General features: G+C 56.2%; 11 protein-coding genes and 1 pseudogene. 2 read left to right on the top strand and 10 right to left on the bottom strand.

Annotated features, from left to right (window positions below):
- Positions 1-4 precede the first annotated feature (4 nt).
- Both WM95_RS13940 and WM95_RS13935 read right to left on the bottom strand, forming a co-directional pair.
- Positions 5-640: a helix-turn-helix domain-containing protein gene (locus WM95_RS13940; RefSeq protein WP_063409408.1), complete on the bottom strand. Its 636-nt coding sequence runs from the start codon at positions 638-640 to the stop codon at positions 5-7.
- Between the two features lie 121 nt (positions 641-761).
- Positions 762-2,093: a 2-hydroxycarboxylate transporter family protein gene (locus WM95_RS13935; protein WP_033145663.1), complete on the bottom strand. Its 1,332-nt coding sequence runs from the start codon at positions 2,091-2,093 to the stop codon at positions 762-764.
- A 404-nt stretch (positions 2,094-2,497) separates the two neighbouring features.
- Here WM95_RS13935 and WM95_RS13930 point away from each other — a divergent pair, with 404 nt between their 5' ends.
- Together WM95_RS13930 and WM95_RS13925 are read left to right on the top strand one after the other, a co-directional pair.
- Positions 2,498-3,445: an AEC family transporter gene (locus WM95_RS13930; protein ID WP_059446784.1), complete on the top strand. Its 948-nt coding sequence runs from the start codon at positions 2,498-2,500 to the stop codon at positions 3,443-3,445.
- Positions 3,446-3,476: 31 nt separating this feature from the next.
- Positions 3,477-5,162, top strand: coding sequence for an NAD-dependent malic enzyme (locus WM95_RS13925; RefSeq protein WP_059446783.1), 1,686 nt, complete (start codon positions 3,477-3,479; stop codon positions 5,160-5,162).
- Positions 5,163-5,206: 44 nt separating this feature from the next.
- Here WM95_RS13925 and WM95_RS13920 read toward each other — a convergent pair whose 3' ends face one another.
- The 8 genes and pseudogenes from WM95_RS13920 to WM95_RS27625 form a co-directional block, all read right to left on the bottom strand.
- Positions 5,207-6,208 carry a Kdo(2)-lipid IV(A) acyltransferase gene (locus tag WM95_RS13920; RefSeq protein WP_063409409.1) on the bottom strand — a complete coding sequence of 334 codons (1,002 nt, stop codon included), beginning with the start codon at positions 6,206-6,208 and terminating at the stop codon, positions 5,207-5,209.
- Positions 6,209-6,399: 191 nt separating this feature from the next.
- Complete coding sequence (pptA, locus tag WM95_RS13915) at positions 6,400-6,630, bottom strand: tautomerase PptA (protein ID WP_023311964.1); 231 nt, start codon at positions 6,628-6,630, stop codon at positions 6,400-6,402.
- 37 nt (positions 6,631-6,667) lie between these two features.
- Positions 6,668-7,285, bottom strand: a complete 618-nt coding sequence (locus WM95_RS13910) for a glutathione S-transferase family protein (protein ID WP_023311965.1) — start codon at positions 7,283-7,285, stop codon at positions 6,668-6,670.
- 166 nt (positions 7,286-7,451) lie between these two features.
- Positions 7,452-8,339, bottom strand: a complete 888-nt coding sequence (locus WM95_RS13905) for a transporter substrate-binding domain-containing protein (protein WP_063409410.1) — start codon at positions 8,337-8,339, stop codon at positions 7,452-7,454.
- A 9-nt stretch (positions 8,340-8,348) separates the two neighbouring features.
- Positions 8,349-9,122 (bottom strand): amino acid ABC transporter ATP-binding protein, encoded by a 774-nt coding sequence (locus WM95_RS13900; RefSeq protein ID WP_024909602.1) that lies wholly within the window; start codon positions 9,120-9,122, stop codon positions 8,349-8,351.
- Positions 9,106-10,032 (bottom strand): amino acid ABC transporter permease, encoded by a 927-nt coding sequence (locus WM95_RS13895; protein WP_088544808.1) that lies wholly within the window; start codon positions 10,030-10,032, stop codon positions 9,106-9,108. Before WM95_RS13895 ends, WM95_RS13900 begins: the two co-directional genes overlap by 17 nt.
- A 9-nt stretch (positions 10,033-10,041) precedes the next feature.
- On the bottom strand, positions 10,042-10,551 hold the full coding sequence (locus WM95_RS13890; protein WP_032656866.1) for a GNAT family N-acetyltransferase: 510 nt from the start codon (positions 10,549-10,551) through the stop codon (positions 10,042-10,044).
- Between the two features lie 9 nt (positions 10,552-10,560).
- Positions 10,561-12,824, bottom strand: a pseudogene (locus WM95_RS27625) (NtaA/DmoA family FMN-dependent monooxygenase).
- Between the last annotated feature and the right edge of the window lies 1 nt (position 12,825).

Here is a 12,825-nt window from a genome sequence, read left to right as displayed (position 1 = left end):
ACACTCATTCCGGGCGAGCAAGGCTATAAACAGGGATCCGCCGGGTTGTTTTGGTGAGAGTATCAAACACCTCGGCGTCGGACGTCACGATCCTCATCCCCGTTTTGCGTAATCTCTGCACATCGGCCGCGATGCGCTGAATGCCAAACCAGAAAAGCCCGTCGAGTGCCGTTATCGCTAACCCATTTTCCAGCGCCAGCTTAAGTCGTTCGCGGGGGGCTTTAACCTGCTGGGCAATTTGCCGGTAAGGCGCTTCATTGCATCCTGTCGCGTCACTGCGCTGGATACGCGTTTTCAGCTGATAGGTAAATTCGTCAGGTATTCCGTCGAGATCCCTTTTCAGGCTATAGACGCAGCCAAAGCGCTTGCCGTTAAACAGAACATTTTTCTGACTGAGCTGAAGCTCTTTTCTGACAATGTCTATCAGCTGGGGCGCACGGGTAAGGAGCAACCTGAAGGGCAGCTCGAAGCTGGTGACGTAATCCACATTAAGCAACGCGAGGCGCAGTCGCTCCTCAGCACCGGACTTTTGCTCACGACACTCCTCCATCACCTCAGCCCACTGGCGCGTCAGGCGCTCCGGCTCGGCGGCTTCGGTAAGGAGGTATTTTTCAATCTGATAATCAACTCTTCCGGTCATCGTGTGGTATCCCGTCGCTGTGGATGCGGTAATTCTATACAGCACGGTGAGTTTTATAAAGGACTGAACCGCAGCGGCATCCTGAAAATGTCGTTGCGATTCAGCATCCTGACGTTTCGGATCAGTGCGCCATAATCCACCCCATCAGCAGCGTGGCGAAAATCACCGTCGACGCGCCGCCGATGCGGGTGGCAATCTGCGCGAACGGCATGAGCGACATCCGGTTAGACGCGGACAAAATGGCCACGTCCCCCGTTCCGCCCAGCCCGCTGTGGCAGCAGGTTACAATGGCCGCTTCCACAGGATACATATTCAGTCGCGACGCGATAAAGTAGCCGCTCAGCGCCATCGCAATCACAACCGAACCGCATACCACCACGTATCCCACCGAGAAGACCGACACCACGCTCTCAAGCGGCACGTATAACATCCCGAGGCCGATCATCAGCGGCCAGACCAGCGCAGCCGAGACGAATTTATAGCAGCTGTGCGCGCCCTGCTCCATTGAGGCCGGGATCACCCTGAAGTATTTACACAGAACGGCAATCAGGATCATCAGCACCGGGCCGGGAATGTGTACCAGTTTTTCAAACAATCCGCCGACGATGAAAAACGCGCACACCATCAGCAATCCGCCCCCCATCAGATGAAAATCCGTCTGCTGCGTGCTCTGCGCCCCGGCAAACAGGCTGGCGTCGTCTTTACTCCGCGTAAGCATGCCATTTCCCGAAAGCGCAGGACGTTTCGCGCCGAGACGCGCCAGCGATCCCGCACAAATAATGGCGAAGATATTCCCGACGACCGCAGCGGGTGCCAGCTGCGCAACGTAGACGTCCGGCGTCTGCCCCAGTATTGCCGAATAGGCCAGGGACAGCGGCAAAATCCCCTCGCCGATCCCGCCGCCGATAATAGGCACAATGATGAAGAAGAAGGTGTGGTAAGGCGTATAACCAAACAGTGAGCCCACAATGAGGCCGCTCAGCACGGCCATGCATGTTCCGGCCACCAGCGGAACAAACATGCGCATCATCCCCTGGATCAGCAGCACCCGGTTCATCCCCAGAATGCTGCCGACCACCAGGCAGGCGATGACGAAATAGAGCAGATTCGCCTCTTTCATCAGCAGATGCACGGTATCAAGGGTATGTTTCCCGAATACGCCAAAATAGACCAGCACGGAGGGGACCATCAGGCACAGGATCGCAGGGCCGCCGATATCCTTCAGCACCGGAATTTGACGCCCCACTTTGGCAAAGGCGAAACCGAGGGTCATGATGACCGCGAGTCCACCTATCATATTTTTCGGCAGCAGCCCTGCCCAGGCGGACGTCGCCACAATCGCGGCAATCCCGACGAACAGCATCAACGGGACCGTGCCCACCTCGGTATTGTTGAGCCCAAAGGCAAAACGCGAGGTCGACAGTTCTGAAGTCGGTACAGGATTATCTTTCATATAATCACCTGAATTTATGTTCGGATAAACAGAGAAAGGAATAACTGGAACTATTCCTGATACGAATAAATGTTCTTAAATATAAATAAAGACTTAGATGGCCTTTTCTAAAAACAGGCTCACGATGAAATTATCACGGGCCTGCGGGTAGAAATGTGAACAATCTGGCTCTTTGCTTTTAAATAACTTAATTCATCATTAAGTAACTAAAGTTATTTATAACAGCTAATGTTGCTTTCTTGCGTCTTATCAATATTTGACGAAAATATTAGTTATCCAACTAATGCAATCTTTTTGAAATTAATAAAACCAGAGAGAGTGTGACCCTTGTCACTCCTGCCCTGCTTTCTAAGCGCTAGATTAGCGCTGCAATAAAACACATAAAATACCCTACAGGAAATACTATGCCTTCATTACTATTACAGTCACTGTTTCCGCTCGTCTTTATAATGTTACTTGGATGGCTAAGTGGAAAGCTGGGATATTCCCGGCGTGAAGATGCAAACGTCATGGCAACCGTGGTGATTCGTTTCGCCCTTCCTTTCCATCTTTTTATCGGTGCATTGCATACCGATCCCAATAAAATTAAGAACCTGACCTTTATGACCGTTTTAGTTGTCGGTTTAATGGGGTCGTATTTACTGACGCTATTTATTTCGCGCTACGTTTTTCGCCACGATATCAAAACCAGCGCCATTCAGTCTCTGGTTTGCGCCTTTCCCGATATGGCCTACTTTGGCGCACCGGTCCTGGCGGTCTTGATTGGGCCGGAAGGATTTATCGGCGTGCTGATTGGCAATATTATTACCAGCGTTATCATGATCCCCCTGACTATCGTCCTGATTCGTATGGGTGATAAAAACGGTCAAGATGGCCTGGAGGCGCTGCACCCGGGCGCGATGATCGTGCAAAACCTCATCAAGGCGGCACGCAATCCTATCGTCTGGATCCCGGTCTCCGGCGTATTGCTCAGTCTGGCCGGCGTGCAAATCCCTTCTATTCTCAGCATGCCTATCGAAATGGTTGGCAAAGTTTCAGGCGGACTGTCCCTGTTTGCCCTCGGCCTGTTGTTTTACGGTGAACGTCCAAAACTGAACGTGCAGACGTTTACCAATATCAGTATCAAAAACCTTATTCAGCCGGCAATGATGGCCGCCGCGGGGATCGCCTTTGGCCTGAGCCATACCTTACTGCAGCAGGTCGTGATTATTGGCGCAACGCCTTCCGCTATTGCCGCGGGGATGTTTGCCTTACGCAGCGATACCTATATTGATACCGCATCCTCTTCCATATTAATTGGCACTGCCGTCGGGGTCGTGACCGAAGGCATTATGATCTATTTTATTTCTTAATCTGCTTTATATAAAAATTCAGGAGTTAACCATGTCCCGGAAAGAAGTTCTGTACACCCCCTATAACGGGGCCGTATTGCTGGAAAATCCGCTGCTAAATAAAGGGCTCGCATTTATTAAAGAAGAGCGTGACAATTTTAATCTTCATGGGTTATTGCCGCACAACGTTGAAACGATTGAGGAACAAACCGAGCGCGCCTGGGTGCAGTTCTGTCATTTTAAAAGCGATATTTCGCGTCATGTATACCTGCGAAATATTCAGGACACCAATGAAACTCTTTTTTATAACCTCCTGCGTTCGCACCTGAAAGAGACGTTACCGATTATCTATACCCCGACGGTCGGTGAAGCCTGCGAGCATTTCTCTACGATTTATCGACGCGCGCGCGGCCTGTTTATTTCATGGCCGAATCGCCATCGTATTGATGAGATGCTGCAAAGCTTTTCGCGCAACGACGTTCGCGTGATTGTGGTGACGGACGGGGAACGTATTTTAGGGCTTGGCGATCAGGGTATCGGCGGAATGGGCATCCCAATTGGCAAGCTGTCGCTGTATACCGCCTGTGGAGGGATCCATCCGGCCTCTACCCTGCCGATTATGCTGGATGTCGGCACCAATAATCAGCAACACCTCGACGACCCGATGTACATGGGCTGGCGCCACCCGCGCATCAGCGACGACCAGTACGCTGAGTTTATGGATATGTTTGTCAGCACCGTTAAAGCGCGCTGGCCCAATGTTCTCCTGCAGTTTGAAGACTTTGCGCAGAAAAACGCTACCAGGCTGCTCCAGCGCTACCGCGACCAGCTGTGCTGCTTCAATGATGATATCCAGGGCACGGCCGCCGTCACCGCCGGTACGCTGATGGCGGCGGCGCATGCGGCGGGCACGCGCATTCGCGACCAGCGCGTGGTCTTCCTGGGCAGCGGCTCTGCCGGATGCGGAATAGCTGAAAAAATTGTGGCGCTGATGGTGGATGACGGCCTGACCGAGTCCGAAGCCCGCAGTCGGATCTTTATGGTCGATCGTTTCGGCCTGCTGACCGACGACATGACCAACCTGCTCGATTTCCAGAAAAACCTGCTTACCGCGCGCGACGCCGTTTGCAGCTGGCAGGTAGACTCGCAAAATATTTCCCTGCTGGACGTGGTGAAAAACGCGCATCCCACGGTGATGATCGGCGTTTCAGGCCAGCCGGGGCTGTTCAGCGAAGAGATTGTCAAAGAGATGCATCGCCACTGTCCGCGCCCAATCATCATGCCGCTCTCGAATCCGACCTCGCGGGCGGAAGCCCAGCCGCAGGATCTTATTGCCTGGACCCAGGGTGCCGCGCTGGTGGCCACCGGCAGCCCGTTCGCCCCGGTATTCTGGGAGAATGAACACTACGAGATCGCCCAGTGTAACAACGCCTATATTTTCCCGGGCCTGGGGCTGGGCGTGCTGGCCTGCAACGCGCGCCGGGTGACGGAAGAGATGCTGATGGCAGCAAGCCGCAACCTGGCCGCGCAGTCTCCGCTGGTCACCACGGAAAAAGGCGGATTGCTGCCGCCGGTAGATCAGATTGAAACGGTTTCACGCCAGATTGCCGTCGCCGTCGCCCGGGCCGCGATTGAACAGGGCGTGGCTCCGTCGATAGATGATGAGACGCTGATGGCGCGTATTGAGAAGACCTGGTGGCAGGCGGACTATGCGCCGTACCGCCGGTCTGCGCTGTAGCGCTGGTCATGCCCTCACCGCAGGGTGAGGGCATTACTGAGGGTTTAGTGCCGTACGCCTGAGCGGTCAGAAAATTCGCTGGCGGAGAGACTATCACCCCGAGTTGCCGCCTGTTTCAGACGGGCATACCGGTCAGGGACACCTTCAGGTCGCGTTTTGAAGCGACGGTGCAGCCACATATACTGTTCTGGCGCCATCCGTACCGCCTGTTCAATCGCCCTGTTCATCTGCGTCGCCACGGCTTCTTTATCGCCGCCCTGCAACGCCTCACTGATATCTTCCAGAATGATCAGCTCGTAACCGGTGCCATCCGCCCTGCGCCGCGGCACAAAGGGAATGACGGCAGGCTTAGCGCTTTTGACCAGCATGTAGCTTCCAGCGGTCGTGGCGGCATTCGGAACTGCAAAGAACGGCACAAAGACGCTATTGGTTTTGCCGTAGTCATGATCCGGGGCATACCACAAAATCTCATTCTGCTTCAGCGAGCGGATCATGCCCTTTAAATCATGACGATCGAGCATGGTTTTATTGGAGCGCAGGCGTCCGCGCGTCTGAAGCCAGTCCAGCAGCGCGTTATTATTCGGACGATACACCCCAATGCCGGGATTAAGCATGCCAAAGATCCGCGCGCCCAGCTCAAGGGTGAGAAAATGCATGCCAACGAGCACCACGCCATTACCCTTTGCCCGCGCCTTTTCCATGTGCTCATACCCCTGCACGGTAAAGCATTTCTTCATCCGCCACGCGGGCCAGAACCATGCCATCCCGGTTTCGATTACTCCCATTCCTACCGATTCAAAATTACGCTGCAGCAGTGACTCGCGTTCATCCTTTTTCATCTCCGGAAAACAGAGCTCCAGGTTACGGCGGGCAATCTCAACGCGGCGCGGAAGCAGGCGCATCGCCAGCCGACCAAGGCCATGACCGATTCTGAACAGCAGCGGATAAGGGAGCAGCATGATGAGCCACAGTGCGGCAATGCCGGCCCAGCTTAGCCAGTAACGGGGATGAAGAAAGGCGAGTGAAAAGCGGGGTAATTTTGTCATGGGAAAATTATCCTTTAACGTGTCTGTCCTTAATTGATTCTGTTGAAGATCTTTCCTAAGGATTAATAATGTGTCAGTCAGAAACGTAAAGTGTAACGGATAAGATAAAACGCATTTTTATCGATTTTTGCGAAAAAGCGGGAAGACGAGACGGGAAAACCGGGGAGGAGAGTTCCCCCCGGCAAGTGCGCTTACATTGAATAGCCGGGCTTTTTAATTAACTCGTCCAGCTTCGGGCCTATTTCCGTATCCCAGACCTGCGCTTTCCAGTCCTCCTGGTTCACCTGATTCAACGCAACGGAGACAGAGCTGTCTTTGCTGTTGAAATGGCGAATAATGACCTCAGCAATATCCTCGGCCAGTGCGGCTTTTTGTTCGTCGTTCAAATCGCGGGGAAAACATTTGATATCTACGTGTGGCATATGCAGGCTTCCAGTTGTGAGTAAGGGCTCCACGTTATCAGATAATACCGTTGGCCTTTAACACCTTGTGCAGTTCCGGCAGCTGGCATACGGTGTCCGCAATAGCCGTAAACCTCGGCGTATTGGTCGCAAACCAGTCATGGCGTGGCCCCCAGGTTCGCGCCACCGCGATATACACATCCAGCAGCGTCAGCCGTTCCCCCAACGCAAACGGGGCGGCCTTGAGCTGAGTTTCGAACCACAAATAGAGGGACTTCCGGTATTCGATGCAGTTTTTCTGCAGCTGTTCAGGCGCATCCGGCGCCCAGCGTTCGGGATAGTCTGCATACGTAAACGTGGGATAGACGTTAGCCACAAACCAGATCAGCAAGCGCTGAAACTGCTGGCGTTCGGCCTGCCCCACGGGCGGCGCGAGATCGGGGCATCTGTCGAGCACCATCAGGGCAATCGCCGCCGTTTCGGTCATGATGGCGCCATTTTCCAGCTCCAGCGTGGGTACCTGACACAGCGGGTTGAGCTTTTGCAGCAGCTCGCGCTGCGGACCGGGCTGGTCAAACCCGTCCACGTTGATAAATTGATAGGGGATATCGGCCAGGGTTAGCATCACTTCACCGATCGCCGAGCCCCAGCCGGGTACGCCATAGAGTTTAATCATGTTGCCTCCTCAGGGATGAAAACCCTAAGTGTATACCCGTCATACTTCAAGTTGCAGGTGCGTTGGCTGCACTCACTCACCCCAGTCACGTACTAGTGTACGCTCCCGGGGATTCGTTCCCTTGCCGCCTTCCTGCAACTCGAATTATTTTGGGTATAGAGCACCATTAGTAGGTTATCCCTGGCGGGTTGACCTCCGACTGCGCCACCGCTTCGCCCTGCTCGCCCCAGCGCGCCAGCACCTTCTGATAATCACCTCGATTAATCGCGCCGTCCAGCGCGGCCTGCAGCGCGTACACCAGCTCATTGCCCTTTTTGGTGGTGGTCGCGACAAAGGCTTTTTTCGGCCCTAAACCGACGACGCGGGTTTTGCCCGTGAGCGCTGCCTTATAGGCCGATACCGACTGCGGACCAAAGAACACGTCCGCCCTGCCGGACTGAATATAGAGATTGCCCGAGGCATCGTCGTGGAGATAGACCGGCAGCGCAGGCGCCCTTCCCGCCTTTTTGTTCTCTTCGTTCCAGCCCAAAAGGATGCGTTCCTGATTGGTACCAGAGCCGACGATCACCTTTTTCCCGGCCAGATCTTCCGCGCTTTTGATTGACTGGATCTCGCTGGTGGATTTCACCGAAAACGCCAGCGAATCGACGCGGTAGGTCGCAAAATCAAACTTCTCTTTACGCTGTTCGGTCACCGCAATGTTCACCAGCGCCACGTCATAGCGCCCGGAGGCGATCCCCAGCGGCCAGTCCTCCCACGCCGTCGGCACCAGCTTTAGCTTCAGCCCCAGGCTGCCCGCCAGCAGGCGGGCAATATCCGGATCGCTGCCGATGCGCGTACGGTTATCGCTGGCGAGCAGCGCCAGCGGCGGAGAATTCAGCGCCGAAACGGCGACCGTGAGCGTACCCGGCTCAACGAATTTGTAATTGGCGGGGATCTTCGCCACGGCCTGCCGATCCACCGTCACCGGCAGCGGCTGCTCGTTGGCTTTCAAATCAATGCTGGCGTGGCTCGCCGTCGTGAAGACCAGCCCCGCCAGAAGTCCATATTTCATTGGCGCTCCTTACAGCACTTTTGACAAGAACTGGCGCGTTCGCGCATGTGACGGACGGTTTAATACCTCGTCACTGCTTCCCTGCTCGACAATTTTTCCGTCGACCATAAACACCACCTGATCCGCCACTTCCCGGGCAAAGCCGATCTCGTGGGTTACCACCACCAGCGTGGTGCCGGACCGGGCCAGCTTTTTGATCACGTCCAACACTTCTCCCACCAGCTCCGGATCCAGCGCCGAGGTGGGCTCATCAAACAGCATCACGCGGGGACGCAGCGCCAGCGCGCGGGCAATGGCGATACGCTGCTGCTGACCGCCGGAAAGATGGCGTGACCAGGCATCGGCTTTATCACGCAGCCCGACCACGTCCAGCAGGCTGTACGCCCTTTCCACCGCCTCTTTTTTGCTGAGCTTTTTATGAGCGATGGGCGCCTCGATCAGGTTTTCCAGCACCGTGAGATGGGGAAACAAATTGAAGTTCTGGAACACGTAGCCCACGTTGACGCGCTGTTTGAGGATCTCCTTCTCCTTCAGCTCATAGAGCCTGTCGCCCTGACGGCGATAGCCGATGTAGTCCCCGTCAATCTGGATAAAGCCTTCGTCAACGCGCTCCAGGTGGTTAATAGTGCGCAGCAGCGTCGATTTACCGGAGCCCGACGGCCCGAGGATCACCGTCACGGACCCGGGCGGGATCTCCAGCGAAACGTTGTCGAGCGCCTTATGGCGACCAAAAAACTTGCTGACGCCGGTAATCGAAATGTGTCCTTCAGGAGAGGCTTGCATGGACGGGCTCCTGTGCTGGCGTGGTGGTGACAGAACGGGTGCGACGGGCGGCACGGTTCTGGTTAACGGCAGAGCGGCGTTCGCTGCGGGCAAGCGCGCGTTCGACGCCATACTGGATAGCGGACAGGACGGTGGTGATCGCCAGGTACCACGCGGCACCGACCATCAGCAGCGGGATCACCTCCTGCGTGCGGTTGTAGATCATCTGGATGGTATAGAACAGCTCCGGCATCGCCAGGACGTACACCATCGCCGTGCCCTTGGCGAGGCTGATGATTTCATTGAACCCCGACGGCAGAATGGTGCGCAGCGCCTGAGGCAAAATGATGCGCACCGTGCGGCGCCAGGCCGGCAGACCGAGCGCGGCGGCGGCCTCATACTGGCCGTGATCGACCCCGAGGAAACCACCGCGAACGATCTCGGCGGTATAGGCGCTCTGCACCAGGGTGAGCCCCACCACGGCGGTAGAGAACTGCCCCAGCACGTTGATGGTTTCAAAACTGCCCCAGGTAACACCGGTAAACGGCACGCCGAGCGAGAGCGTGTCGTAGAGATAGGAAAAGTTGTACAGGATAATCAGCACCACGATCAGCGGCAGCGACCGAAACAGCCAGATATAGGCCCACGCCAGGCTGCTCAGCAGCCAGGATGAAGAGAGTCTCGCCAGCGCCAGCATGCCGCCAAACACCACGCTCAGCGCGGTGCCGATCAGCGTCAGCAGCAGGGTCTGCCCGACACCTTCAAGGATCACCGGGTCAAAGAACCAGCGGGCAAACACCGCCCACTCCCAGCGCGGGTTAAAGGCCACGGACTGAATCACGACCGCCAGGACAAACAGCGCCACCGCGGCGCCGACGGCCCGCAGCGGATAACGCGCCGGGACCACCTTAATGGTTTCAACGTTGCTCATCGTCGTTCCTCATGCGGTTTTACTGAACGCTTCGCGTACCAGCGTTTTGGTGAAGCGCAGCCGGCCGTCAAACGGCGGCTGGCTGTACTCTTCCGGATCGCGGTTCAGATCGAACTGCGCCTGATAGCCCTGGCTGAGATAGAGCCGTACCGCTTCCGGCTGGCGAAAGCCGGTTGTCAGATAAATTTGGCTGTATCCTGCCAGCACCGCCCTGCGCTCGAGCTCCTGCACCACGCGCCCGGCAAGCCCCTGCTGACGCAGGGTTTTGTCCGTCCAGATGCGTTTGATTTCCGCGGTGCGTTCGTCGAAAGGTTTGTACGCGCCGGTGGCGATAATCTTCCCGTCGCGCTCCAGAACGATAAACAGCCCCTGCGGCGCTAAATACCATTCGGTGAGCTCAACCTCCGCGTCTTTGGAGAAGTAGTCCCCGTAGCGGGCGGCATATTCACCGAACAGCCCTTCGATAATGGGCTGAAGCTCGGCGTCTTCCGGGGAAACATCACGAAATCGTTCGCTCATCACGCCTCCTTAATCGCCCAGGCCAGCCGGATTCACTTCTGACTGAGGAATACGCTCAACGCCTTCCCCCCAGCGGTTCAGCACTTTGTCGTAGTCGCCGTTTTTGATGACGCCGTTCAGCGCGGTTTGCACCGGCTCAACCAGCCCGCTGCCTTTCTTCAGCGTGACCGCAATGTGCGCCGCCTTCGGCCAGCCGCCGTCGACGCTACCCACCAGTTTGGTTTTCCCGTTCAGAGCCGCTTTCCAGGCGCCAATCACGTTCGGACCAAAGTAGGCATCCGCGCGCCCCGACTGCAGCGCCAGCGTTTGTGCCGCATCGTCTTTGGTGTAGATCGGGGTAAAGGGCTTCAGGCCCTTCTTCAGATTTTCGGCATTCCAGGCCAGCAGGATGGCCTCCTGGTTGGTGCCGGAGCCGACGATAATCCGCAGCCCGGCGATGTCCTCAGCCTTCTGCAGCGACTTGATCGGGCTGGTTGATTTCACGTAGAACCCGAGGGAGTCTTTGCGGTAGGTGGCAAAGTCAAATTTCTCTTTACGCTCTTTGGTGACGGTAATGTTGCTGATGGCGGCATCATATTTCCCGGAGGCCACGCCCAGCGGCCAGTCTTCCCAGGAGGTCGGCACTACGTTTAGCTCTAGCCCCAGGCTGTCAGCGACCAGACGGGCGACGTCCACTTCACTCCCTAACAGCGTTTTGTTGTCATCGGAAAACACCGTCAGCGGCGGTTGATTGAGGCCCGCCACCGCCACGGTAAATTTCCCCGGGACGGCAAAGCGATAGTCTTTCGGCAGCTGTGCCACCGCATCGTTGTTTTTAGCGGTATTAACAGGCGTTTTATTGGCCTCGATGCTCACGCCGGTGCCGTTAATATTCACATTCTCTGCCCAGACGGCAGGGGAAAAGGCCAGCGCGAGCGCCAGAATAAGCGTTGTTTTCTGCATAGCGGGGTTCTCTTTTATTGTTGTGTGTATTGGTTTCCAGGTTCGTCTAAACCCAAACTTTCGCGCAGCGTGGTGCCCGGGTAGTCGGTACGGAACAGGCCGCGCGCCTGTAAAACAGGCACCACCTGGTCAACAAAGCGCGGGAAGGTGTCCGGCGTGCCGCCCTGGATGATGAAGCCGTCTGCGGCATAGCCTTCAAACCAGGCCTGCAGGCCGTCGGCCACCTCTTCCGGCGTACCGGAAAAGCGCGGGCGAGGCGAAGCGGCTTCAAGCGCCACCTGACGCAGGGTTAAGCTGCGCTCGCGGGCGTTACGCTTAATTTCATCGGTGGTGCTGCGGAAGCTGTTTTTGCCTAAGTCGCCGATATCCGGGAACGGCTCGTCGAGCGGATACTGGCTGAAATCGTGATGCTCGAAATAGCGTCCGAGGTAGTTGAGGGCATCGTTAATCGACACCAGCGCCGCCGTGGTCTGATACTGGTTTTCCACGTTATCGGCGTCTTTACCCACAATCACGCTGACGCCCTGGAAAATATGTAAATCTGACGCGCGGCGTCCGTTACTTTCCAGCTGCTGCTTCACGTCGCGGTAAAAGGCTTTCGCTTCGTCGAGCGTTTCGTGATGGGTAAAAATGGCGTCGGCATGTTTCGCCGCCAGCTTTTTCCCGTCGTCCGACGCTCCCGCCTGAAAGACAATCGGCCGCCCCTGTGGCGTTCGACCAATATTCAGCGGGCCGGCAACCTGGAAGAAATCACCGCGGTGGTCCAGGGTATGCAATTTTGCCGGGTCAAAAAACTGACCGCTCTCTTTATTGCGCACAAAGGCGTCGCCTTCCCAGGAATCCCACAGCCCTTTCACCACGTCGAGATACTCATCCGCAATGCGATAGCGCAGCGCGTGCTCGGGGTGTTTTTCGCGAGAGAAGTTCTTTGCTGATCCTTCCAGCGGGGAAGTTACCACGTTCCAGCCCGCGCGCCCGTTGCTGAGGTGGTCGAGGCTGGCGAACTGGCGCGCCGTAGTGAAAGGCTCGCTGTAGGAGGTGGATAAGGTTCCCACCAGCCCCAGGCGCGAGGTGATGCTGGCGAGAGCGGATAACACCGTCAGCGGTTCAAAGCGATTTAAAAAATGCGGGATCGATTTCTCGTTGATATAGAGACCGTCGGCAACGAATAAAAAATCGAGTTTGCCCTCCTCCGCCTTTAACGCCGTCGCTTTGACGAAATCAAAATTGATGCTGGCATCGGCGACGGCCTCAGGGTGACGCCAGGCGGACATATTTCCGGATGCACCATGCAAAATGGTCCCGAGCCGCAGTTGACGATGTGCAGACATA

The organism is Enterobacter cloacae complex sp. ECNIH7 (assembly GCF_002208095.1).
Classification (GTDB): domain Bacteria; phylum Pseudomonadota; class Gammaproteobacteria; order Enterobacterales; family Enterobacteriaceae; genus Enterobacter; species Enterobacter cloacae_M.
The sequence above is the reverse complement of the archived record's forward strand: the minus strand, read 5'-3'. Positions and strand labels throughout refer to the sequence as shown.

What these genes read in the sequence shown, in the direction of transcription:
- pptA (WP_023311964.1), bottom strand. Translation starts at nt 6,630, where the DNA reads ATGCCACACGTAGATATCAAATGTTTTCCCCGCGATTTGAACGACGAA.
- WM95_RS13900 (WP_024909602.1), bottom strand. Translation starts at nt 9,122, where the DNA reads ATGCAAGCCTCTCCTGAAGGACACATTTCGATTACCGGCGTCAGCAAG.
- WM95_RS13905 (WP_063409410.1), bottom strand. Translation starts at nt 8,339, where the DNA reads ATGAAATATGGACTTCTGGCGGGGCTGGTCTTCACGACGGCGAGCCAC.
- WM95_RS13930 (WP_059446784.1), top strand. Translation starts at nt 2,498, where the DNA reads ATGCCTTCATTACTATTACAGTCACTGTTTCCGCTCGTCTTTATAATG.
- WM95_RS13940 (WP_063409408.1), bottom strand. Translation starts at nt 640, where the DNA reads ATGACCGGAAGAGTTGATTATCAGATTGAAAAATACCTCCTTACCGAA.
- WM95_RS13895 (WP_088544808.1), bottom strand. Translation starts at nt 10,032, where the DNA reads ATGAGCAACGTTGAAACCATTAAGGTGGTCCCGGCGCGTTATCCGCTG.
- WM95_RS13890 (WP_032656866.1), bottom strand. Translation starts at nt 10,551, where the DNA reads ATGAGCGAACGATTTCGTGATGTTTCCCCGGAAGACGCCGAGCTTCAG.
- WM95_RS13920 (WP_063409409.1), bottom strand. Translation starts at nt 6,208, where the DNA reads ATGACAAAATTACCCCGCTTTTCACTCGCCTTTCTTCATCCCCGTTAC.
- WM95_RS13935 (WP_033145663.1), bottom strand. Translation starts at nt 2,093, where the DNA reads ATGAAAGATAATCCTGTACCGACTTCAGAACTGTCGACCTCGCGTTTT.
- WM95_RS13925 (WP_059446783.1), top strand. Translation starts at nt 3,477, where the DNA reads ATGTCCCGGAAAGAAGTTCTGTACACCCCCTATAACGGGGCCGTATTG.
- WM95_RS13910 (WP_023311965.1), bottom strand. Translation starts at nt 7,285, where the DNA reads ATGATTAAACTCTATGGCGTACCCGGCTGGGGCTCGGCGATCGGTGAA.